Origin of the sequence: Rufibacter immobilis, assembly GCF_003721565.1 — a bacterium.
In the GTDB taxonomy this organism is placed as follows: Bacteria; Bacteroidota; Bacteroidia; order Cytophagales; family Hymenobacteraceae; genus Nibribacter; species Nibribacter immobilis.
The window spans coordinates 39,961-62,068 of record NZ_RJJE01000009.1; the positions used below are offsets into that span (position 1 = coordinate 39,961).

Genomic DNA, 22,108 nt, shown 5'->3' on the forward strand with positions numbered 1-22,108 from the left:
ATCTTTCTGTGTTAAATTAAGCTTGATTTCTGATTTTGGTTAAGTAGGTAACGTTTGGCTGAGTGTTCAACTCTTCCAATACGTGGAAAGCACGCTCTCCTTGCTCACGCTTCAGGATTTGAGAAACCTGGCTGTTTGGATCGAGCATATCACCGAAGATGATGGCATTGGTTGGGCAGGACTGAGCACATGCTGTAACAATTTCTCCATCTTTAGGGCGACGGCCATCTTTCTTAGCCTCTAGTTTACCATACTGAATACGCTGAACGCAGAAAGAGCATTTCTCCATTACCCCACGTGAACGAACAGTTACATCTGGGTTCAATACCATCTTACCAAGATCGTTATTCATCTGGTAATCGAACTTCTCGTTGTTGGCGTAGTTGAACCAGTTGAAGCGACGAACTTTGTACGGACAGTTGTTAGCGCAGTAACGGGTACCTACACAACGGTTATACACCATTTGGTTTATACCTTCGGTGCTGTGCATGGTTGCAGCCACAGGACACACTGTTTCACAAGGAGCATGGTTACAGTGCTGGCAAAGCATTGGCTGGAAGATAACGGAAGGGTTCTCTGATGGATTCTCCATCTTCTCAAAACCTCCGTCTTCACGGGTGGCATCGCTGCTATAGTAGCGGTCAATACGCAGCCAGTGCATTTCACGGCGATTCAACACCTCTTGCTTCCCTACTACCGGCACGTTGTTCTCTACCTGGCAGCTGATGGTACAAGTACCGCAACCAATACATGAGTTAAGGTCAATGACCATACCCCAGTGGTGGTTCTTATACTCATAGTCCTGCCACAGGGAGATTTTCTGAGGCTTCTGAGGGCCGTCCGGAGTAGCAATTTTAATGTATTCAGTTACACTCTTAGGATCTTTCTTGTAATTAGCAAGGGTATTCTCCTGCACTACAATACGTCCCATCACTGTGTGGTGCGTTTGCGTTTGGGCAATTGGCTTATCACCTCCTGCTTTCGCAATTTCCACGGTGTTGGAATAAATCAAAGAGTCGCCGGCTACAGATACTAGTGGATAAACATTAGCTCCTACATTGTTACCAGCTTGTCCAGCATGAGTACGTCCATAACCAATCGCGACACCTACTGTTCCAGGTGCTTGTCCTGGTTGAATAAGCGCTGGCAGCTCAATAGACTTCCCTTTAGCTGTTACTCTTAAAATATCATTTTGCTCAACGCCAAGGTCTTTGGCCATTGTGCTGGAGATAGTGACATAGTTATCCCAAGTAGCTTTGGTAGTAGGATCAGACATTTCCTGCAACCAAGGGTTGTTAGTGTGTTGGCCGGCTCCAATAGCTACTTTTTCGTAAATTTCAAGCTCAATGCCTTTGCCCCCGCGACCAGCTCTGTTGATGCTTACAGCAGCAGCGGCAAGCGTCATAGGAGCAGCCGGTGCAGTTGGCTCATTCGCGCCTGTTGTTCCAGTGGCAACACCATCATGTACGGCTTTATCCCAAGCAGCAGCACCGCCTACGATGCTAGACCAAGTTCTTTGGATAACTGTGTAAAAGTCAGAAGTAGATCCTGTCCATTTCAGTAAAGAATCCTGAGCTTGTCTGGTATTGAAGATGGTAGTGATGGTAGGTTGAGCCAAGCTTAAGAAGCCTCTCTTTGGCTCATAATCGTTCCAAGATTCCAGGAAATGGCTATCTGGGCAGATATAGTCTACTAATGTAGCAGTCTCGTCTTCTCTGTCTGCGAAAGAAATCTTCACTCCTACTTTTTTGATTCCGCTCGCTACCTGCTGGCTAAGTGGGTGATCATAAACAGGGTTTACACCATAGAAAATCACAGCACCTACTGCGCCATTGTTCATGTCATTGATTAGACGCAGCATACGCGCATCGTCACCCTGACGGACATAGGAAGGAACAGCAGTATTGATGGTAGAGCCATTTGCGCCTAAAGCGGCATTGATAGCGGTCACCAGAGTTTGAACGGCCGGATCATTAGAGTCAGATACTACTAATGCTGCACCTCTGCTGGCCAACAATTCTTTGGCGGCGGCATCTACTTGTTTTGCATAAGGAGTAGAAGGTGCCTGTATGGCTGCTCCTCCGGTTCCACCTGCAATTCTGTTATATAGTGCAGCAACTACAGCACCATACTCAGATGGTTTAACAGGTACGCGTACGTCTGCGTTAGCACCAGTTAGAGACAAAAAGCTCTCAAACTGATAGTGGCGAGACATGACAGGTCTGTCAGCAGTTACTTTACGGTTAACAATATATTGCTTTGAGTATTCTACTGGAGAAATCCAAGTACCTAGGAAGTCAGCACCAACAGATACAATCACGTTCGCTTTGCTGAAGTCATAGCCAGGCACTAATCCGCCGTTAGCCCGCAATAAGGCTGATGCAGATTTTGCATCATAGGTAACGTGCTCAAAAGAAGGGAATTGAGCACCAAAGTCTCTGATCACCGCCTTTGTGCTTGGGCTGATAATGGTATTAGAAACTAACACCACTCTTCCTTGCACACCTGTCAGGCGAGTACGGATCTCTTGGTCAATCTGCTCCCATGAAGCACTCTTGCCTTTTGCTACCGGACCTTTAAGACGGTTGTTATCATACAGGGTCAGCAAAGAAGCCTGAGACCGAGCATGCGTAGCACCTTGGGTGATAGGAGAAAGGTTGTTTCCTTCCACTTTGATTGGACGACCTTCACGGGTCTTCACCAATATGGAGTTATAAATATCACCCATGAAATAAGTAGAGGCATACCAGTTAGGTGTACCGGGCTCTACTTCCTCAGGTTTGTGCAGGTAAGGGATTGCTTTCCGCACCGGAGCTTCACAGGAGGCAAGCGTTGCCGCCGCTACCCCAAAGCCCAACAGCTTTAAGAAATCACGTCTTGGAGCTACAGAAGAGGAAGAGGCTTCTCCTCCATTAGCCTCACTTACTGGCAGGAACTCAGGAAACTCATTATGAGCATGCTTCTGGAATTCCGGAGTATTGTTTAACTCCTCTACCCCTCTCCAGTATTTAATTGTTTCTTGCATATATCTCAAAAACTCAAATTCAGGATATGGAATTGATTAGTAGTGGCATTTAGAACATTCTGTTCCACCTTGAGACGCAACCACAAACGCGCCTTTAGATTGCTTCTCATGCAACTTCACTAAGTTGTCATAATAGGCGTTGCCTTCAGTGTTAAGAGGGGTATTTCTATGGCAATCAATACACCAGCCCATAGTCAGAGGTGAGTATTGGCCTACCACTTCCATTGTCTCAATAGGGCCATGGCATGTCTGGCATTCAACACCGCCTACCTTTGTGTGCTGTGAGTGATTGAAGTAAGCCAGGTCTGGTAGGTTGTGAACACGTACCCACTCAATTGGCTTGTTATTTTCAATGGCACGGTAGATTTTCTGAATTTCAGCAGACTCCTTCTTGATCTGGCTATGGCAGTTCATACAGATGTTAGCGGAAGGAATGTTTGCACTAGCACTCTTATATACAGAGGTATGGCAGTAGTTACAGTTGATCTGGTGATCACCGGCGTGCAACTTGTGAGAGAAAGCGATTGGCTGTCTTGGAGCGTATCCTTGCTGAATACCCACACCCATTACTTTATCAATGGAGATATCAACTAAAACAACCACTACAATTAGACCTACAATCACTCTTACGGCTTTTGATTTGTAGATATTCGCAAAATTGGTTCTGCGCTCCAGCATTTCCTGCTCAGCACCAGTCAGGTCTTCTTTGCCTTTCAGATAGTTCTTAAGAACTGACGCTATAATCAGGAGTGTGATCACCAGGACAATAAGAACCACTACCAGTACCACCAGCAGCAAGTCTACATAACCACCCACACTTCCAAGAGCATCAGTACCTACATTTTCACCAGCCTTAGCTCCTTCCGGACCCGCAGATGGCGCACTCTGCACATTCTCTGGCGCAGCGCTCGCACTCTCAATATAAGCGATGATTGACTTCAGTTCGTCATCAGAGAAGGCGAAAGAAGGCATTTGCTGCTTGGAGTACTCATTAAAGACCGCTACCGCATCTTTGTCTCCGCTTTGAATTAGAGCACTGGAGTTCTTGATCCATTTTATCAACCAAGCCTCAGATCTTCTCTTGTGCACATCGCGCAAACCGGGCCCAACCACCACATCTGTACCCACTGAGTGACACTGGGTACAGTTGTTTTTAAACAGGGTCTGACCATTTTCAATAAGGGCTGCGTCAGCACCGCCTCCACCTCCGGCTGCCGGGGCCTCAGCTCCTGGGGTTACACCAGCCGTCCCTGTCTGGCTTTGTTCTGGCGCTTGCGCGAACGCAGACGAAACAACAAAGAACAACAAGAGAAAAGGGAGTAGGAAGGTATATTTTGCTCTCTTTTTACAGCTAATCATAGCTTAATTGTAGTGTTAAGAATAGTGAAAGTACATTACGGCCACAAATCTACTACCCGCACACCATTATTCAAACACAATATCCCTTATTTTTCCCCTTTGATATTTCCCTCATTACCACCTGCTTTAACCCCCTAAACCCTTTAAAGCAGCCTGTTTAGGCACTATTTAGAATCCTTATAAATTATATAGGAAAATTGAATACATATCTCTCACCTCTCGTTTTCTCTCTATTTCTCCCTTCTTTGAAGATTGAACTAGCCCACATACAAGATAAATTATTTCATAAAAATAATTACTTAAACACAAACTAGTATTTATTCCACACTTCTTCGTACTTATTCTAATCCTATAATTATATTTTCAAAGTACAGTCACCCTGAAAACATTTTTATGCGGCCCTTAACTAACAGTTCAAATCACTACTCACCAGTCTCTACTCCTTATATAAGTAGGTAAGACTTTTTTAACCCGCTAACTCAGACTTGTTCTCTTCTTCTATTCCATTCTCTTCCGGCTCCTGCTCCTCTACTTATATTTCTTTTTAGAACAGATCCAGTAGGTCGGCACAGATCTTTCGTCTATGCAAAAACCAATTCAAGGGCAGCATTTTTTTTAGCTCCTCTGCTTGTGGGCTTTATCAAAAGTTATTTTGGAGAATGGCTAAAATAATTCTACCTTTGCCCCTTCGAACCAAAATCATTTTTACAAATGACTTTAAAAAATTACGAAGTTCTTTTCATCATGACCCCGTTGCTGAACGAGGCTCAGATGCAGGAGACGGTCGAGAAGTTCAGACAGGTGCTTAAGGAAAATAGCGCCGACATTATCCATGAGGAGAACTGGGGCTTGAAAAAACTGGCTTACCCAATCCAGAAAAAAAACACTGGTTTCTATCACCTCATTGAGTTCCAAGGTCCCTCTACTGTGGTAGATGCCCTGGAGCTTGCTTTCCGTCGTGATGAGAAAATCATCCGCTTCCTTACTACTGCCCTAGATAAGCACGCTGTTGCTTACAATGAGCGTCGCAGAAACGGAGAATTCAAATCATCTAAAAAAGAGAAGGAGGCCCAAGCGTCATGAGTTTAGTAAACGAAAAAATCCACAAGCAAGACACACGCAAGAAATACTGCCGTTTCAAGAAAAACGGAATCCAGTACATTGACTACAAAGACGGTAACTTCTTATTGAAGTTTGTAAACGAGCAAGGCAAACTGTTGCCACGCCGTTTAACCGGAACCAGCTTGAAGTTCCAGCGCCGCGTATCTCAGGCTGTTGCCAGAGCGCGCCACTTGGCAATTTTGCCTTACGTAACGGATTCTTTAAAATAAGGAGGTAAAACAAGATGGAAGTTATTCTGAAAGATGACGTGAAAGGCGTTGGCTACAAAAACGATATCGTTACCGTAAAGCCAGGCTTCGGCCGTAACTACCTTATCCCTCAAGGATTAGCTGAAATGGCTACTCCTTCTGCCCGTAAAGTAGTGGCTGAGAACATTCGCCAAGCTTCTCACAAAGCTGAGAAAATCCAAAAAGACGCTCAGGAACTGGCAAACCGTATTGGAGAAACTACCCTGGAAATTCCTGCCAAAGCAGGTGAAACCGGTAAAATCTTCGGTGCAGTGACAACCTTACAAATCTCTGAAGCTCTGAAATCATTAGGTTATGATGTAGATCGTAAGCGTATTGACTTTGACCAGGAAGTAAAATCTTTGGGCGAGTACACCGCTACGCTTAACCTGCACAAAGAAGTGAAGCACCAAATCCGCTTCAACGTAGTTGCTGCCTAAGTAGCCTCTTACGCATCCTATTGAGACAACCTGCCGTAACCCGGCAGGTTGTCTTGTTTTGTACCCTTCCCTACTTCCCTTCTCTATTGATCATTGCGTTTAGCGGCCGTTTTTCCTGAATCTTGCCTAAACCGCAGGTTTAACACAGTTAAACCTGCAAACCATTATTTCTCCGGTAGGTAAAAGGTAATACATTTGGGCTACTCCCTGTCATTCTTCCTATGCTACCATATTCTGTTGTCATCTTTGATTTTGATGGAACCCTCTGCGCTACCCAAGAGGCCATTCTCTACAGCTTCAAGAAAACCTTTGAGCAAATGAATGTTACGCCTCCGGCCCCAGCTACCATCATAGAAGCCATTGCCACGGGAGGAAACCTATCTGAGCTCTTGCCTTTGCTGCACCCCTCCCTGCAACAAGAGGAGCAGGCCTTGCAGGAATGGGTTCTTCAATACCGCCATATCTATGATACTGACGGCGGCCGCCTCACCACCCTCTTCCAGGGAGCAGAACAGCTTTTCGTGAAGCTCAAAGAATGGGGCATCTGCTGCGGGGTGATTAGCAACAAAGGGCAAAGAGCCATTGAAGATGCGTTGGAAAGGTTTAACCTCCGCCACTACTTTGACTTAGTCATAGGCGATGACCCGCAGCGGCCACTGAAGAAAAAACCGAATTCAATGGCATATGAACAGGTAATCAGACCCACTTACCCGCACCTTTCCCCTTCCCAGATATTGATGGTAGGCGACACCCACGCCGATCTTCTTTTCGCCAACAATGCCGGTCTTACGTCTTGCTGGGCTGCTTATGGCTACGGCAACAAAGAACGATGCTTAGCGGCAAACCCCGTCTTCACCATTCACGCTCTGGAACAACTGTATCCAGTGCTTACTCCGCTCGCGCAAACTAAATAAGTAACCCAGGGCATAGTTTCAAATTCGCTTTTTCTCATGCAGTTCCGCACAGAAATCATTGTACCTCCCGCTCCCTCTTTTATCTCCCGCCCCAAAGGCATCTTCACCATAGGTTCCTGCTTTGCCGAGGTAATAGGCAGAAAATTGCAGGAAGTTAAAGCGAACGTCTTGGTGAACCCATTCGGGACCATCTTTAACCCGCTCTCCATGCATAAGCTCCTGAGGGCAAGTCTTCAACAAGACGTTGCCTGGCTGGAGGAAGGATTGGTGGAACAGAACGGCATCTGGCACCACTATGACTTCCACTCTTCTTTCTCGCATCCGCAGCGCGAAGAGCTGCTAAAACAACTCACGGAGCAAATTCTACGGGCGCACCACTTCCTTTTACAGGCTGAAACAGTATTGCTGACCTGGGGAACAGCTTTTGTGTACGAGCGGCGAGACAATGGAGCCCTGGTAGCCAACTGCCATAAAATTCCGCAACGGGAATTCTCCAAACGGCTGCTCTCCCTGTCTGAACTGGAACAGGATACCCGCCAAACCCTGGAGTTGCTCCATACTCACTGCCCTAATCAACGGGTAATTCTCACTGTAAGCCCCGTTCGTCATCTTAAAGACACGCTGCCGCTCAACAGTGTGAGCAAAAGCCTATTGCGGGTGGCGACGCACACAGCTACGGAGGAGCACCATCAAACAACCTACTTTCCGGCGTATGAACTGCTTCTGGACGATCTCCGGGACTACCGGTTCTTCGCAGAGGATTTGCTCCACCCATCGGCCATGGCCGAACAGTACATCTGGGAGAAATTCACACAGGCATACGCAGATCAGGACTTCACCGCTTTCATTCAACAATGGGCAGAAATACAGCGGGATTTGGCGCATAAACCGTTTCATCCCCAAAGCCCCGCGCACCACAAATTCCTGCAGAAGCTCCTCCAGAAACTACAGTTGCTTGCTCCCATCGCCGATGTGCAAGCAGAAATAGAGACAGTACAGCGCCAGCTGCGTATGTCATAAATACGTTTTAGGTCATTTTTCAGAAAAAGAGCCGCTAAACGCACCGTTACCTATCAATACAACTATGGAAAAGAAGCCCAACCGCCTGGCCCAGGAATCAAGCCCGTATCTGTTGCAGCACGCCTATAACCCAGTAGACTGGTATCCCTGGGGCCCCGAAGCCCTAGAGAAAGCCAAAGCCGAACAGAAGCCCATTCTGGTGAGCATAGGATACGCCGCCTGCCACTGGTGCCATGTGATGGAACATGAGTCCTTTGAGAACGGGCAGATTGCCGAGGTAATGAACAAGGACTTCGTCTGCATCAAGGTTGATCGTGAAGAGCGTCCCGATGTGGACCAGGTGTACATGGATGCCTTGCATGCCATGGGCTTGCAGGGCGGCTGGCCGCTCAACGTGTTCCTGAATTCAGACGCCAAACCATTTTACGGAGGCACTTATTTCCCGCCCCAGAACTGGGTACAGCTGTTACAGAGCATTGCCGAAGCATATTCCAAAAGCCGCGCTGAATTAGACAAATCCGCCGATCAGTTTGTGCTGCACCTGAACCAAAGTGAGCTCGCTAAATATGGTCTCCAAATCGGGAACCAGGATTTCAGCCAGGAGGCCTTTGAGCAGATGTTTGCAAACCTGAAAGCCAGCTTTGACCTGAAACGGGGCGGCACCAGCGGCGCTCCTAAATTTCCCATGCCCAGCATCTGGCGCTTTCTGTTGCGCTATTACCAGCACAGCCAGAACCCAGCCGCTCTGGAACAAGTGAACCTCACGCTGGAAGAAATGGCTTTTGGGGGCATCTATGACCAGGTGGGTGGCGGCTTTGCCCGCTACTCGGTAGACGATGCCTGGCTGGTGCCCCACTTTGAGAAAATGCTCTATGACAACGGCCAACTCCTGAGTCTTTACGCCGAGGCCTATCAGGTTACCCGCAATGAGCTTTATAAGCAGGTGCTGCAGGAAACCATCTCATTTGTGGAACGGGAACTCACCAGCCCGGAAGGCGGCTTTTACTCCTCCCTAGACGCCGACAGCGAGGGAGTGGAAGGCAAATTCTATGTCTTTACCCAATCTGAAGTACAGGAGTTTTTAGGCGAAGAAGCTGAATTGGCCAGCCAATACTACCAAATTACTCCAGAAGGAAACTGGGAACACGGCCTGAACATTCTGCACCGTCGCCAAACCGATGAGGCCTTCGCCGCTGACCAGGGCTTGAGTCTGGAAGAACTGCAGGAGCGCATCCAGCTCTGGAAAGACACTCTCCTCAAAGCCCGCAGCCAGCGCGTACGCCCGGGGCTGGATGACAAAATCCTCACTTCCTGGAACGCCCTCATGCTCACTGGGCTGGTAGATGCCTACAAAGCTTTGGGAGAACCCAAAATTCTGGAACTCGCCTGCACCAACGCTCATTTTCTCCTGAGCAAACTCAAGCAAGGCAACCAGTTATACCACAATTACAAAGAAGGCAAAGCTACCATAGACGGTTTTCTGGAAGATTACGCCCTGCTCATACAAGCCTTGATTGGCCTGTACCAGGTTACTTTTGAAGAACACTGGCTCCAGGAAGCGAAAAGATTAACGGAGTACACGCTCAATAACTTCTTTGACCAAGAAGAGGAATTATTCTACTTCACTGGCTCTGCCGGGGAACAGTTGATCGCCCGCAAGAAGGAGATTTTTGACAATGTGGTGCCTGCGTCCAATTCCGTCATGGCTATGAACCTGCATTTCCTGGGGCTTTTCTATGACAAGGAACGCTACACCCGCCTATCGCAGAAAATGCTCTCTAAAGTACGGGACCTGGTAGTGAAAGAACCTACGCATCTGGCTAATTGGGCATCGCTTTTCTATCTGCAATTAAAACCCACCGCTGAGATTGCCATCATAGGACCTGAGGCACATCCATTCAGAGGCCTGCTCCAGCAGCACTTCCTGCCTAATGCTTTACTGGTAGGGAGCAAGGAAGAAAATACTTCTGATTTGCCGCTGCTGGAAGACCGTATTGTGCAAAATGGAAAAACCACCTTATATGTATGCTACAACAAGGCCTGTCAGTTGCCGGTACAGTCCGTAGCGGAGGCGCTGGAACAAATTTGGCAGATTTAATTTCATTCCTAAATAGTAATTTCGTAAGCTTACTATTCCAATAGAAAGGCGTTTGCAGAAAAGTTTATAACTTTAACAAGTAAAGGTTAAGCATTACTCATAAAATCACTTTTTTCTAACCTCTATAGAACTGACTGACATTGATGACTGTTGCCCCATCAAATAAACCTTTGACATCTGTGAAAAAAGTACTTTTAATAGGTGGGCTATGGCTTGCCTGTGCAGCTTCTGCTTACTCTCAAAGAAATGGAGACGGTTACTGGAAAAAACTACAGAAATCGCACCCAGAGACAACCTTTGAAGCGCTGCAACAACCGGCAGTATCTCAAGCTCCCTCAGCCCAGGCTTCGCTTGACGCCTGCCGTTTACCCTTAGTCTACGAAGGCGAAGTCCGGAATATTTCCCTGGAGAACATCCAGCTCATGAAAGCAAAAGGGTTTAAGCCCAGCAACATCCGTCAGTTCCGGAAAGAAGTGCTCTTCACCGCCGCCGACAAACAGGTGTGGTTACCCGTGAAATCTGACGTAGTGGGCCAACTGGAGATTGAATTGCGCAAAGACGAGCCCGTGCTTCTCTACGCCACCGTCTTACAAGACAAAGACCCAGAAGAACAGCAGGTAGTTCTTTTGGTGGAAGACTTTCAGGTACAGTAAGGAAAGCTTTCCGTTTCCGGCCTGTTTTTCCGAACTTTGGGCTAAATTGGCCGCTTTGACACCTGAATTAGAATTTCATACTCCTTCTGATGACGTCCCTGAACGGGTAACCCTGTTCGCGGACGTCATTTTACCTTTGCCCCTGCCCAAACTCTACACCTACCGGGTGCCTTACCAGATGAGCGACGAGGTGCTGGTGGGGGCGCGCGTACTGGTGCAGTTCGGCTCCAAGAAAGTATTGAGCTGTGTGGTGGCGCGGGTGCATGACCAGCCGCCCAAAGAATACCAGGCGAAGTACCTGCTGGAAGTCATCGACGAAAAACCCGTAGTAACCGGCCCGCAGCTGCGCCTCTTCCTCTGGATGGCTGAATACTACCTTTGCACGCTGGGCGAAGTCATCAACGCGGCCCTACCTTCGGCCTTGAAACTCAGCAGTGAGTCTAAGATTCAGCTGCACCCGCAGTTCAATGAAGAGACCAATGAGTGGCCGCTCACCAGCCATGAAGAGAAGATTATCTTCGGGCTGCGCCAGAAACAGCACCTCACGTTTACAGAGGTAGGCCAGCTGCTGCAGCTCACCAGCTTCCATAAAATCATCAAATCACTGCTCCTCAAAGAGATCATCATCATCTATGAGGAAATAGCGGAGAAATACGCCCCCAAAGTGGTAAAAAAGGTGCGGCTGGCCCCCCAGTTTGTCACTGATGAGGAAACCCTGGAAGAACTCTTCAACCAACTGGCCGCCAAACCCAAGCAACTGGATGTGCTGCTCAAATACGTGCAGCTCACGCCCATTCTGCACAATCTGCTCCTGAACCACGAGGGTATCGAGAAAAACCTGCTCACCTCCAATCCGCACCTGTCACTCTCAGCCATCAACACCTTGCTCAAGAATGGGGTACTGGAGCAGTTTGACGTGGTGGTGAACCGCTTCCCTATGGCCGAGGGCCGAGGGCCGTATCTTACTTCTGAGCTTTCTCCGGCCCAGGCAACCGCCCGGGACCAGATTCTGGAACAGTTCGGTGACAAAAGCACGGTGCTGCTGCACGGCATTACAGGTAGCGGTAAAACCGAAGTGTATATTGACCTGATCCAGAAGGCGGTGGAAGCCGGTGGCCAGGTCCTGTACCTGCTCCCTGAGATTGCCCTTACCGCCCAGATTGTGGTCAGGCTGAAGCGCGTGTTCGGGGACCGACTGGGCGTGTACCACTCCAAGTTTTCAGATAATGAACGCGTAGAGGTCTGGAACGGCATCTTGTCCGGCAGGTTTCAGGTAGTGGTGGGCGTGCGGTCCTCGGTGTTTCTGCCGTTCCACTCGCTCTCGCTCATCATTGTAGACGAAGAGCACGAACCTTCCTACAAGCAGCACGAGCCTGCCCCCCGCTACAATGCCCGCGAGGTAGCCTTCATGATGGCGCAGTTCCAGGGGGCCAAGACTTTATTGGGATCGGCCACGCCGTCGGTGGAAACGTATTACCACTGCCAGACAGGCCGCTGGGGGCTGGTGAACCTGCATGAGCGCTACGGAGAGGCCACGTTGCCGCAGGTAGAGCTGGTAGACACGCGCCAGGAGAGCCTCCGCAAGAACATGATGAGCCATTTCTCCCAGCGCCTCATCCATGACATTGAAGACACGCTGCACCGCCATGAGCAGGTGATCCTGTTCCAGAACCGCCGCGGGTACGCCCCCTTCATTGACTGCAATGACTGCGCCTGGATTCCCAAGTGCCGCCATTGCGCCGTGAGTTTGTCTTACCACAAGTTTTCCAACGAGCTCCGCTGCCATTACTGCGGCTACACCGAACGCAAACCCAATGATTGCCCCGCCTGCGGCTCCACCATGCTCAAAACAGTGGGGTTCGGGACGGAGAAGATTGAGGATGACCTGAAACTGATTCTGCCGGAGGCCCAGATCCAGCGCATGGACCTGGACACTACCAAACGCAAAAACAGTCATCAGCAGATCATTGAAGACTTTGAGCAACAGCGTACCAATATTCTGGTAGGCACCCAGATGGTGACCAAAGGGCTGGATTTTGAGCACGTAAGCCTGGTGGGCATCTTGAGCGCCGACAGCCTCATCCATTTCCCCGATTTCAGGGCCCATGAGCGGGCGTACCAGTTGTTTGTGCAGGTAAGTGGCCGCGCCGGCCGAAAAGGCAACAAAGGCAAGGTCTTGATCCAGACGGCCAACCCCAACCAGGCCATTTTCCAGCGGGTGATTGAGAACGATTACCTGGGTCTGTACGAGCAGGAGATTGCCGAGCGGCAGAAGTTCCGTTATCCGCCGTTTGTGCGCATGATCAAAGTCACCGTGAAACATCCGGAGGCCAAGCCCTGCGAAGCTGCCGCCATCACGCTGGCCAAGGACTTGGTGGACCGTCTGGGCAGAACGGGCGTGCTGGGTCCCGAAGCCCCGCATGTGTTCAAGATCAGGAATCAGTTCCTGCAGGAAATTCACGTGAAACTGGACCGGGACAGCGGACACCTGCGCGAATCTAAGGCGCATATCCAGGAAGCGGTGCATCTGCTGCTCCAGAACAAAGACTTTAAACAATTACGGGTAGCCATAGACGTAGACCCTTCTTAGCAACTCCTGTATTCCTACTTTAGCAGCGGTGCGTTTAGGGGCGTTTTTTCAAATAAACGCCCCTAAACGCACCGCTGCTTTTTCCTTGCCTCCTGTTCTCCCCTTGGTCTTTCACCTTAGGTTCTTGAGGTATTTAAAACCCTCGTTGCTTTGCTTCACCATAGCCTGTTTCCCGTTTAGCGGCTCTTTTTCTGAAAACAGGGCAAAACCACTTGTCTCCTTCATCCTCAAAAAGTTCTGCCTCAGCTCATCTTTCAGCGGGTTCATCCTCATTTTAAGGCTTTTAACAAATGATTAACATACACCCAAGCAACGTTTTGCTCAAATTTGCATCTATATAATCAAAAGGGCTCCTCCAGAAATGGTCAAACCCTTCTAAAAAAAGTTTAAAAAATTTAACCATAAAAAATTATGAAAAAGCATCTTACCTCCGCCATTTTATCAGTTTGTTTCTTATTTCACCTGGCTCCCGCCTTTGCCGGTAACAGCCCCGCTTCGGGGCCGGCCAGCCGTGCTACCAAGGTATTTCAGCAGGTCCTGAAAACCGACAACCTCCGCATCATGTCTTTGGAACTGGCCCCCGGCGAGTTCCTGGATTTCCACGCTACGCCAGACCAGGCCGCCTACGCCGCCTCTGAAGGAACCCTTAAGATAGTGAGCCCAGACGGGGAGGTAAAAACCATCAAGGTAAAACCCGGCGACCGCCTCTGGATGGATCTGACCCAATACAAAAATTGGAACACAGGCAAGAAGCCTTTGAAAATAGTGCTCCTGGAGCAGCCTATGCCCCTTTTCGAAAAAAAATCAGAAATTTTTTCATACGCTGTTAAACCTTAAGGTTTTAGCCCCGTAAAAACTGATACATTCACACTCTATTTCAGCTTAAAAGTAGTCTTCTGCTATCCGCTTGCGCTCTGGTGATAGACTACTTTTAAGCATTTTTTTTGCCTTTTTCCCAGTTATGCGCAAAGGCATCCTCTCTGCCCCACTCTTGCCGCTGCGGTTAATTCAGTCCGTATTTTATCCGTTTCAGAAGTGTAAACTCCGGTTCACTCCCACTTTAGCGGGCTTCAGACAGAAAAAGGCCTGCTTCTTCTTTATTGCATTGGCAAGCGCAGAAAGACCCTGCATATTTGTATCGTCAACAAGGCCAAAGCCCCTGATGCTCATGCGAGCAGGCTTCTTAAAATGGACTTGTTGCCCCGCCAACTCCGCTTGGCATTTTAATTGAATTTAGGTTTTGTTTGTTAGTTTGGTGTAAGGGGCCCGGTCTTTCCGGGCTTTTTCATTTTTACTGGTTTCGTCCTGTTTTGGGAAAAACGGCCGCTAAACGCAAGAGCCTATCTGGCCCCATTATTTTCGTTTTCTGACTACTTCAAAATTTAGAGAAGAGAATAGAAGTTGCTAGTTCAGCGGTGATCTGACAGATTTTTGGGAGGACTTCGGGGGAAACGAAGAAAAAACTTCGTGCTACCGAGAAAAAACGGGTGCTTTTTAGCAAAAGTCCGAATTTTTACCTTCCCGGTTCAGGAGAGATTTTGAAGGGTTCAGGCAGGGGAAATCCGGTTCACTCCGCCTTTTTCTCGCTTCAGACAGGAAAAAGGCCGCTTCTTCTTCTTTCCGTTGCCCAAGGAGCAAAGTCACTGCATCTTTGTATCACTAAACGGCACCGGAGCCACGGTTTTTCCCACTGCGGCTTATTTCCCACGGAAGCGTTTAGACTTCATTTAGGTTTAAAAGTTTTGTTTGTTAGTTTGGTGTAAGGGGCCCGGTTTTTCCGGGCTTTTTCATTTTATAGCCTTTCCTACCCTTCGTGGCGTTTAGCGGCTCTTTTTCTGGAATTAACGCTTAAACAGCTATTCTTTTTTCTGCGTACCTTGGCGTATGCAGTGGATCAAACTATTTGACAGCGAGGCCCAGGCCAAAGACCAGATTCCGGTTACCCGTTCTAAAGCGGTGCTGGCCGCCGGGCAGGAAATCTGCGTGGCCCACACTCCATCAGGCTTGTTTGCAGTGGAGAACCTGTGCCCGCACTTAGGCGATGCCCTCAGCCGCGGCACCACCAATTACCTCAACGAGATCATCTGCCCCTGGCACAGTTATCGTTTCCATCTTATCTCTGGCGAGGAATGCAAAGGCCGTACCCGCCCGCTGGTGCGGTACCCGCTGGAGGTGCGCGAAGACGGGGTGTACGTTCAGATGCCTTAATTTTTCTGTTTTAAGCCTAATTCTGGAAAAAGAGCCCCTAAACGCCGCTACACTTCCTGGTTACTTCACCGGCACCAACCGATAGATAATTCCGGGGTTCTCCACGGCAATGTACACGTAGCCGTCTGGGCTCATGCGCACATCCCGTATGCGGCCCACATCTTGCAGAAGCCGCTCCTCGCGCACCACCTTGTCGCCGTTCAGTTCCAGGCGGGCCAGCAGTTTGAAGCTGAGCGCCCCTACCAGCAGGCTACCTTTCCAGCCGGGATAGCGGTCGCCGGTGACAAAGGCCATGCCCGAGGGCGCAATAGACGGCACCCACACGTGGATAGGGTCTGTGATGCCGGACTTCTGCTTGAGGTCTGAGATTTTGGAGCCGTTGTAGTCAATGCCGTAGGTCACATCGGCCCAGCCGTAGTTGTGGCCTTTCTTCACAATATTCACCTCATCGCCGCCTTTGGGACCGTGTTCGTGCAGCCACAGTTCTTTGGTAGCCGGGTTTAAGGCCATCCCTTGGGCGTTCCGGTTCCCGAAGGTGTAGATTGACGGCATAGCGTCTGCGCGGCCTACGAAGGGATTATCGGCGGGAATAGAGCCGTCTTCTTTGATGCGATGCGTTTTGCCCGCGTGCACGCCCAGATTCTGCGGATTCACTTTGGTGCCGCCCCTGTCGCCCATGGTGAAATACAGGTAACCGTCTGGCCCAAACTCTAGGCGGCTGCCGTAGTGGTGGCGGGTTCTGGCGTACGGCTGCGCCTCAAAAATCACTTTCTGCTCCCGCAGGCTATTGCCGTCCAGACGGGCTCGCATGATGGCGGTAGTGGAAAGCGTCTGCCCGCCCTCCTTCTTCACCGCCGAATAGGACAGGAACAGCACGTTGTTTTTAGAAAAGTCTGGGTGGAGTTTCACGTCCAGCAGGCCGCCCTGGCCCTGCGCCAGCACTTCCGGAGCGCCATCAATCTTCTGCAACTGCCGGTTCTGGGTAAGACGGTAAAGCGTGCCAGAGCGCTCGGTGATCAGCATATCGCTGTTCGGCAGAAATGCCATGGACCAGGGCACGTCCAGCCCCGTGGCCACCGTGTCTAGCCGGAAGTTCAGTTTCTCAGATCGGTGCACGGTGCCCTGCGTTTCTTGTGCTCCCGCATCGGCTTGCCGCGTAATGCCCCCTCTGATGTAGCTGACCAACTGCGTGATCTGCTGGTCTGTGAACGTGGCCGCGAAGGCGGGCATACCTTCCTCCGGATACCCGTGTTTGATGCCCTTGAACAGCACCTCCGGCGATTCGCCGTGCTTCCACTTGCGGTTCACAAATGTCTCCAGGTCGCGGCCATGGCAGCCCCCGCAGTAATTGACATAGTTGGTACGGGCCTCAGCCGCCTCTGTCGCCGAGAGCAGCTGTGCCCCGGTGCCCGAGGCCTTGCTGGAACCGGAGGAGGTGGTTTTGGTGCAGGCAATGCCGCCCCAGAGGCCTAAACCTACAACAGACGCAAGAAGAAGGGAAGAACGCATGGCAAGAGTGATTATCGGTTTCTACAGATACTTCCGTTAAATTAACACAGATTCGCTTCCCCCGCATTTTTCTTTTCTGTTTTGGCGCTAATTCTGGAAAAACGGCCGCTAAACAGAAATGCCCGCTGCTGCGGGCATTTCTGTTGTAGAAAGGAAATTGACACGTCGCTTATTCCCCTACCAGGAAAACTGCGTTCCCGAACAGGAGCTTGCCGCCCTGCCAGAACGCCCTGAACAGCGGATTATCCACCAGATACACCACCTGGCCCCGGCCCATCTCCTGCACGCCCAGCACCAGGCCGTTCTGCAAGTTGCTGCTCACTTTGGAGCCTACAAAACCGGTGGCAGGCGCTTCCTCCTTTACCACCCCCACGTTCCAGCCGTCCCGCATGAACTGCGGCAAGCTGCTGGTTTTGATGAGTGCCGGATAAGTGGCTCCGTACCCGAAAGCCAGCGGATGGGTATTATCCAGGTTGATTCTGAACACGCTGCCCTGTACTTCTTCAGAGATAGACTCGCGCTCGCGGTTGGCGTACTTTTTGAGGTCCTCGGCGGCGGGCGCGGCTTTCTTAGCGTTGGTGGTATCGGTGGTCTTTTTCTTCACCGCGAAGTCTGGTTTGTCAGAAAGGAAATTCACGGCCCCCTCCATGGCAATGAGTTTTCCGCCGGCGCGCACCCAGTCCTTCACTTTGTTCAAGGTTTTCTCGTCCAGGATTCCGCCGTAGGAGCCAGTGGGCAGGATAAGCACGTCAAATTCCTGCAACGGAACACTGCCAAAGTAATTGGCGCCCAGCACCGTGACCGGATAGCCTATCTGCTGTTCAAAATAATGCCACACCTCGCCAAAACCGTAGGCCGATACGCCCTCTCCCGTAAGCAACGCCACGCGCGGCGCCTTCACGTAACGCACGCTCCTGGACCCAAAGTCTGCCCCATTGGTCACAAACCCGGTAGCGGAGGAAGCCAACTCAATTCCCAGGGAATCGGCGGCTTTGGTCACCATTTGGTCAAACTTGGCATCCAGGTTCTCATTGCCGGTGCGGGTGATGATGAGGGTGCCAGGAGCGTATTTCACTTTGTTCTGCTCAAATGGTACCTCAGAATAGCGCACCCGCACCTTGGCTTTGAGCAGGGCCGCCAAAAACCGCAGGTCCTGAATCCCGTTCCAGCGCGCGATGTACGCGTAGGCCGCAGGCACCACCGTATTGGCAGTTGCGGCGGCTGGCTGAGCCTCTCCGGCGTCTATCCGGTTGGTGAAAGCAGCTCCCTTAAGACCATAGGCGTATGGCAAGGACCACGCGGTGATGTCATAGGTCACGGAGTCTTCCAGTCTGGCCGAGGGCTCAAACAGCACGTTCAGCAAGGTAGACTTAGGCTGATAGGCACTGATCACCAAATCGCCTTTCTCATACCGCACCGATTCGGTTTTTCCGTTCTGGTAGTTGAAGCCTTTGCTGCTTCCGGCTCCTTTGGCGTACCCGTACCGGATCTGCTGACGGTCCAAGTACTGAGTGAGATCTTTGATGCGGCCTTCCTCGCCTTTCACCTTGAACACGTAGCTGCGGTACTTCCCAAAGGGCTCGCGCTGGGCCTGGGCGTAAAACTTCTTAAACTCCTGCACTACCTGGTCCATTTTGTCTGACATGGCCTCCACGGTGGCCAAACTGGCGGCGTGGTGGTGGGCAATGCGCTGGCTTAAGGTAAGGCTGTCTCCGTCCGATTTCTGGATGACCACGCCCGCTCTGCCCGAGCCGCCCTGCTCATAGGTCATGGCAATAGCGCCCTGGTAAGTGGGCCAGGTGTCGCCGTAGCTGGGGTAAAACAGGTCAAAGCTCTCGCGGGTGAAATAGAGCCAGTTGTTTTTGTCAAAGTACTTGCGGTTGTACTCACCCATGAAGTTCTGGGCCTGCCGCTGCCAGCGCGTGATGGCATCATGGTAGGGCTTCGCCGAGGGCGCGAAGTAGTACGGGTTATCCACGGCCTGCTCATGGAAATCGGCGTGCAGTTGGGGCATCCACTGGTTGTAGACCACCGCCCGTTGCTGGGACTCAATCTGGGTTTGCCAGGCCCAGTCGCGGTTCAGGTCAAAATAATAGTGGTTGGGGCGCCCGCCGGGCCAGGGTTCGTTGTGCTCCCAGGCCCACGGCGAGGCATTGGGCTGTTGGTTGCGGGCGCGGTTGTACCACTGGGTGTAGCGCTCGCGGCCGTCGGGGTTTACGCAGGGGTCCAGGAGTACCACCGTGTTCTCCAGCCATTTCTGGGTCTGTGCGTTGTTGGGGTCCAGGAGGTCATATAATACCTGCAACACCGCCTCAGAACTCACCGACTCGTTTCCGTGGATGTTGTAGCTGAGCCACACAATGGCCGGCTGCTTGCCGCCCGTAGGTTGGCCGCTCAGGAGCCCGGCGTTCTTGAGGTTATTCGTCCTGATTTCCTCCAGGCGCTGCATATTGGCCGGCGAGGAGATGGTAGCCAACAGCAACGGGCGCTTCTCATAGGTATGGCCGTAGGTCTGCACCTTCATTCTGGAAGGGTTTTGGTCGGCGAGGTAGCGTACGTAGTCCACCAACCGGGCGTGGTAGGTGAACTGCTCGCCTAGTTTGTACCCCAGGAATTGCTGAGGCGTTTGCAGCGTACTTTGGGCGTAACCGCCCGCTGTACCGCAAAAAAGCAGCGCCCCACAGAGCACTAGCTTCGAGATTTTTTTAAACATAAGGGTTGGCTTGCGTGAGCCTGCCCACAGGTGGCAGGCGATTTCCAAAGTTTAAAAAATTTACGCAAAGATGAAGGACACTCCCGTGCGTTTAGGGGCTCTTTTTCGAAAAAGCGCCCCTAAACGCACGGGCCCCGCAGAGAGCTAAACCCCAATCTTTTACTTCCTGCCATGCCGTTCCCGCCTCTTGTTTTAGCACTATCCCAACACGTGCTTTTTCCTACAGGAAACCGAGCAGCGGAGGGCCTTTCGGCCTTTGCTTGGATGTAGCCCCAGATTAATATCATTAAAAAAAGTTTTACTTAGACTAGGGGTAGTTATGTTTATGGGTGTCTGTAATTTTGAAAATGCATAAAGCGCTTGGCATTCTTTCCAACCTACTTCATCTTTTATCTATTTATTGAACGTTACCATGAAATTACCCAAAGTATTATCTCTGCTTTTTGCATTCTCTTTGTTGGTGTTAGGCTCTTGCAGCGAAGACGATGAAAGTACCCCCGTGCCCGGACAACAGACCTGTAGACCCGTGAAAGTGACCAGTGAAGGACTTGTCTCCAACATCACGTATACCAATGATAAAATCACCAACTTCTCCACGGAGGGCTACGGGAACGCAACAGTCTCCTACCACTCGGCTGGTAACCTAGCCGGCAAAGTGGCCTCAATGGCTTTCTCCGGCGGAGAGCAAGGCAAGGGAACCCTGGAATATGAGTACGACGACCAAGGCCTGCTGATAGGGACGTTTTTAACCATCCTAGATTTGGGAGGAGCTGGACAGGTAGCCGAGTTCACCTACACCAACGGCCGCATCTCCAAAATTACCCGCACCATGGTGTTTCCGTCTGAAGACGAGGGAGAAGGTCCGTTCATGATTTCTATGGGCTACACTACCTATACCTATGACAGCCAGGGCAATGTCCTGAAAGCAACCGATTATGACGCAGATTCTGAGACCCCTGACCATACCATTGAGTACACCTATGATACCAAATCTAACCCAAGCGCCGGCATAGAGGCATTTATGGTGGGTTTACCTGGTATGAACCCGGCATCGGGCAACAACATCTTAACGGCAATCTACAAAGAGGGCAACACGGTAGACAAAGACAATTCCTACTCCAATGCCTACGTCTTCAACTCCAGCGGTTACGCCACCAAAATCACCTCCACCACCCAAAACGGGGAGGTTACGGTTACCAACATAGACTATAGCTGCAATTGATGAAGCACCAGCGCTAAGAACAGAAAGCCCGCTCACCCAAAGGTTTTCTGTTCTTAGCCCGCTTCCCGTTTAGGGGCTCTTTTTCTGAAAACACCTCCAAAACAGGGTACAGCTCAGCAACCCCTAAGAACATACTTTAAAGCACATGACTCAAGATTTCCTTTTTATTATTACCTACACACCAGATGAGAATCCATAGAACCTTTCTCTTTTTAATCGCAAGTGCCTCCTTCCTGCTCACCTCCTGTGAAGATGATGACGAAAGCACCATGCCCACGCCGGAGGCCCAGACCTGTTCCCTCACCAAAGCCACCGAAGGGCAGCAGATTACCACGCTCACGTACACCAATGATAAACTCTCCAGCTTTACCATAGGCACCCAAACCGCCACCATTGACTACAACACGGCTGGTAAACCCAGTAAGGTAACGTACTCCGGCAGCAATGATGAAATTTCCTATACCTATGATGCTCAGGGCAAACTTACGTTCATGAACGAAGCAGAGCAGGTGGAAGGTGGAACCAGCGTCCTCACCACGCAGTATGAATACACCAATAATCAGATCACGAAAGCCAGTTACAGCAGAACCTTCCGGCCAACTTCGGGGCCTTCCACCATCCCGCTGCCCAGGGGGTACACAGCCTACACGTATGACGCCAAAGGGAATATTTTAACGGTGAAGGAATACACCTCCCAGAACAGCCTGCTCTCCACCACGGAGAAATCTGACTACGATGACCGCGTAAATCCGGGGGCTGTTCTGGAATCCTTGTTGGGGCCGGCAAGCCTTAACAATCCCCGCACCCAAGTGGAGAAAGACGAGAACGGCAACATAGTGAAGGAAGCTTCCTACACCAACGCCTATACCTACAACGGGAGCGGCTACCCTACCAAAGTGGAAAGAACAGACCAGAACGGCAGCAAGAGCCAAGTCACTTTTGACTACAGTTGTAAATAGCCCAAACCACGCATCAACAGAAAAGCCCGGTTGACCCGGGCTTTTCTGT

At 50.5% G+C, this 22,108-nt stretch carries 16 protein-coding genes; 12 read left to right on the forward strand and 4 right to left on the reverse strand.

The window, feature by feature from the left end; genetic code table 11:
- Positions 1–16: 16 nt before the first annotated feature.
- Both EFA69_RS07470 and EFA69_RS07475 read right to left on the reverse strand, forming a co-directional pair.
- Complete coding sequence (locus tag EFA69_RS07470; protein WP_123132481.1) at positions 17–3,025, reverse strand: TAT-variant-translocated molybdopterin oxidoreductase; 3,009 nt, start codon at positions 3,023–3,025, stop codon at positions 17–19.
- A 36-nt stretch (positions 3,026–3,061) separates the two neighbouring features.
- A complete protein-coding gene (locus EFA69_RS07475; protein ID WP_123132482.1) occupies positions 3,062–4,384 on the reverse strand; it encodes a c-type cytochrome in 1,323 nt (440 codons plus the stop codon).
- A gap of 711 nt (positions 4,385–5,095) precedes the next feature.
- Here EFA69_RS07475 and rpsF point away from each other — a divergent pair.
- The 10 genes from rpsF (at position 5,096) to EFA69_RS07530 (ending at position 15,656) form a co-directional block, all read left to right on the forward strand.
- Positions 5,096–5,467 (forward strand): 30S ribosomal protein S6, encoded by a 372-nt coding sequence (rpsF, locus tag EFA69_RS07480; protein WP_123132483.1) that lies wholly within the window; start codon positions 5,096–5,098, stop codon positions 5,465–5,467.
- A complete protein-coding gene (rpsR, locus tag EFA69_RS07485; protein WP_048921044.1) occupies positions 5,464–5,715 on the forward strand; it encodes a 30S ribosomal protein S18 in 252 nt (83 codons plus the stop codon). Before rpsF ends, rpsR begins: the two co-directional genes overlap by 4 nt.
- A gap of 14 nt (positions 5,716–5,729) precedes the next feature.
- Entirely contained in the window at positions 5,730–6,173 is a 444-nt protein-coding gene (rplI, locus tag EFA69_RS07490; RefSeq protein WP_123132484.1) for a 50S ribosomal protein L9, read from the forward strand.
- Between the two features lie 221 nt (positions 6,174–6,394).
- A complete protein-coding gene (locus EFA69_RS07495; protein ID WP_123132485.1) occupies positions 6,395–7,087 on the forward strand; it encodes an HAD family hydrolase in 693 nt (230 codons plus the stop codon).
- A gap of 36 nt (positions 7,088–7,123) precedes the next feature.
- On the forward strand, positions 7,124–8,107 hold the full coding sequence (locus EFA69_RS07500) for a GSCFA domain-containing protein (protein WP_123132486.1): 984 nt from the start codon (positions 7,124–7,126) through the stop codon (positions 8,105–8,107).
- A gap of 64 nt (positions 8,108–8,171) precedes the next feature.
- Complete coding sequence (locus EFA69_RS07505) at positions 8,172–10,205, forward strand: thioredoxin domain-containing protein (RefSeq protein ID WP_123132487.1); 2,034 nt, start codon at positions 8,172–8,174, stop codon at positions 10,203–10,205.
- Positions 10,206–10,384: 179 nt separating this feature from the next.
- Complete coding sequence (locus EFA69_RS07510) at positions 10,385–10,858, forward strand: hypothetical protein (protein WP_123132488.1); 474 nt, start codon at positions 10,385–10,387, stop codon at positions 10,856–10,858.
- Between the two features lie 55 nt (positions 10,859–10,913).
- Positions 10,914–13,448 carry a replication restart helicase PriA gene (gene priA, locus EFA69_RS07515; protein WP_245964519.1) on the forward strand — a complete coding sequence of 845 codons (2,535 nt, stop codon included), beginning with the start codon at positions 10,914–10,916 and terminating at the stop codon, positions 13,446–13,448.
- Between the two features lie 411 nt (positions 13,449–13,859).
- The gene (locus EFA69_RS07520; protein ID WP_123132489.1) at positions 13,860–14,285 is read left to right on the forward strand and encodes a cupin domain-containing protein; all 426 of its coding nucleotides are present in this window, start codon (positions 13,860–13,862) and stop codon (positions 14,283–14,285) included.
- Positions 14,286–15,332: 1,047 nt separating this feature from the next.
- Positions 15,333–15,656 (forward strand): Rieske (2Fe-2S) protein, encoded by a 324-nt coding sequence (locus tag EFA69_RS07530; protein ID WP_123132491.1) that lies wholly within the window; start codon positions 15,333–15,335, stop codon positions 15,654–15,656.
- A 60-nt stretch (positions 15,657–15,716) separates the two neighbouring features.
- Here the strand turns inward: EFA69_RS07530 and EFA69_RS07535 are convergent, their stop codons facing one another.
- Entirely contained in the window at positions 15,717–17,165 is a 1,449-nt protein-coding gene (locus tag EFA69_RS07535; protein ID WP_123132492.1) for a PQQ-dependent sugar dehydrogenase, read from the reverse strand.
- Between the two features lie 169 nt (positions 17,166–17,334).
- The gene (locus EFA69_RS07540) at positions 17,335–19,878 is read right to left on the reverse strand and encodes a M14 family metallopeptidase (RefSeq protein ID WP_123132493.1); all 2,544 of its coding nucleotides are present in this window, start codon (positions 19,876–19,878) and stop codon (positions 17,335–17,337) included.
- Positions 19,879–20,290: 412 nt separating this feature from the next.
- Between EFA69_RS07540 and EFA69_RS07545 the strand changes: the two genes are divergently transcribed.
- Positions 20,291–21,100, forward strand: coding sequence for a hypothetical protein (locus tag EFA69_RS07545; RefSeq protein ID WP_148041294.1), 810 nt, complete (start codon positions 20,291–20,293; stop codon positions 21,098–21,100).
- A gap of 185 nt (positions 21,101–21,285) precedes the next feature.
- The gene (locus EFA69_RS07550) at positions 21,286–22,059 is read left to right on the forward strand and encodes a hypothetical protein (RefSeq protein ID WP_123132495.1); all 774 of its coding nucleotides are present in this window, start codon (positions 21,286–21,288) and stop codon (positions 22,057–22,059) included.
- The last annotated feature ends 49 nt before the right edge of the window (positions 22,060–22,108 follow it).

Bases quoted from the DNA above. Each gene is read 5' to 3' on its own strand.
- EFA69_RS07470 (WP_123132481.1), bottom strand. From the start codon at position 3,025: ATGCAAGAAACAATTAAATACTGGAGAGGGGTAGAGGAGTTAAACAAT.
- EFA69_RS07475 (WP_123132482.1), bottom strand. From the start codon at position 4,384: ATGATTAGCTGTAAAAAGAGAGCAAAATATACCTTCCTACTCCCTTTT.
- rpsF (WP_123132483.1), top strand. From the start codon at position 5,096: ATGACTTTAAAAAATTACGAAGTTCTTTTCATCATGACCCCGTTGCTG.
- rpsR (WP_048921044.1), top strand. From the start codon at position 5,464: ATGAGTTTAGTAAACGAAAAAATCCACAAGCAAGACACACGCAAGAAA.
- rplI (WP_123132484.1), top strand. From the start codon at position 5,730: ATGGAAGTTATTCTGAAAGATGACGTGAAAGGCGTTGGCTACAAAAAC.
- EFA69_RS07495 (WP_123132485.1), top strand. From the start codon at position 6,395: ATGCTACCATATTCTGTTGTCATCTTTGATTTTGATGGAACCCTCTGC.
- EFA69_RS07500 (WP_123132486.1), top strand. From the start codon at position 7,124: ATGCAGTTCCGCACAGAAATCATTGTACCTCCCGCTCCCTCTTTTATC.
- EFA69_RS07505 (WP_123132487.1), top strand. From the start codon at position 8,172: ATGGAAAAGAAGCCCAACCGCCTGGCCCAGGAATCAAGCCCGTATCTG.
- EFA69_RS07520 (WP_123132489.1), top strand. From the start codon at position 13,860: ATGAAAAAGCATCTTACCTCCGCCATTTTATCAGTTTGTTTCTTATTT.
- EFA69_RS07530 (WP_123132491.1), top strand. From the start codon at position 15,333: ATGCAGTGGATCAAACTATTTGACAGCGAGGCCCAGGCCAAAGACCAG.
- EFA69_RS07535 (WP_123132492.1), bottom strand. From the start codon at position 17,165: ATGCGTTCTTCCCTTCTTCTTGCGTCTGTTGTAGGTTTAGGCCTCTGG.
- EFA69_RS07540 (WP_123132493.1), bottom strand. From the start codon at position 19,878: ATGTTTAAAAAAATCTCGAAGCTAGTGCTCTGTGGGGCGCTGCTTTTT.
- EFA69_RS07545 (WP_148041294.1), top strand. From the start codon at position 20,291: ATGAAATTACCCAAAGTATTATCTCTGCTTTTTGCATTCTCTTTGTTG.
- EFA69_RS07550 (WP_123132495.1), top strand. From the start codon at position 21,286: ATGAGAATCCATAGAACCTTTCTCTTTTTAATCGCAAGTGCCTCCTTC.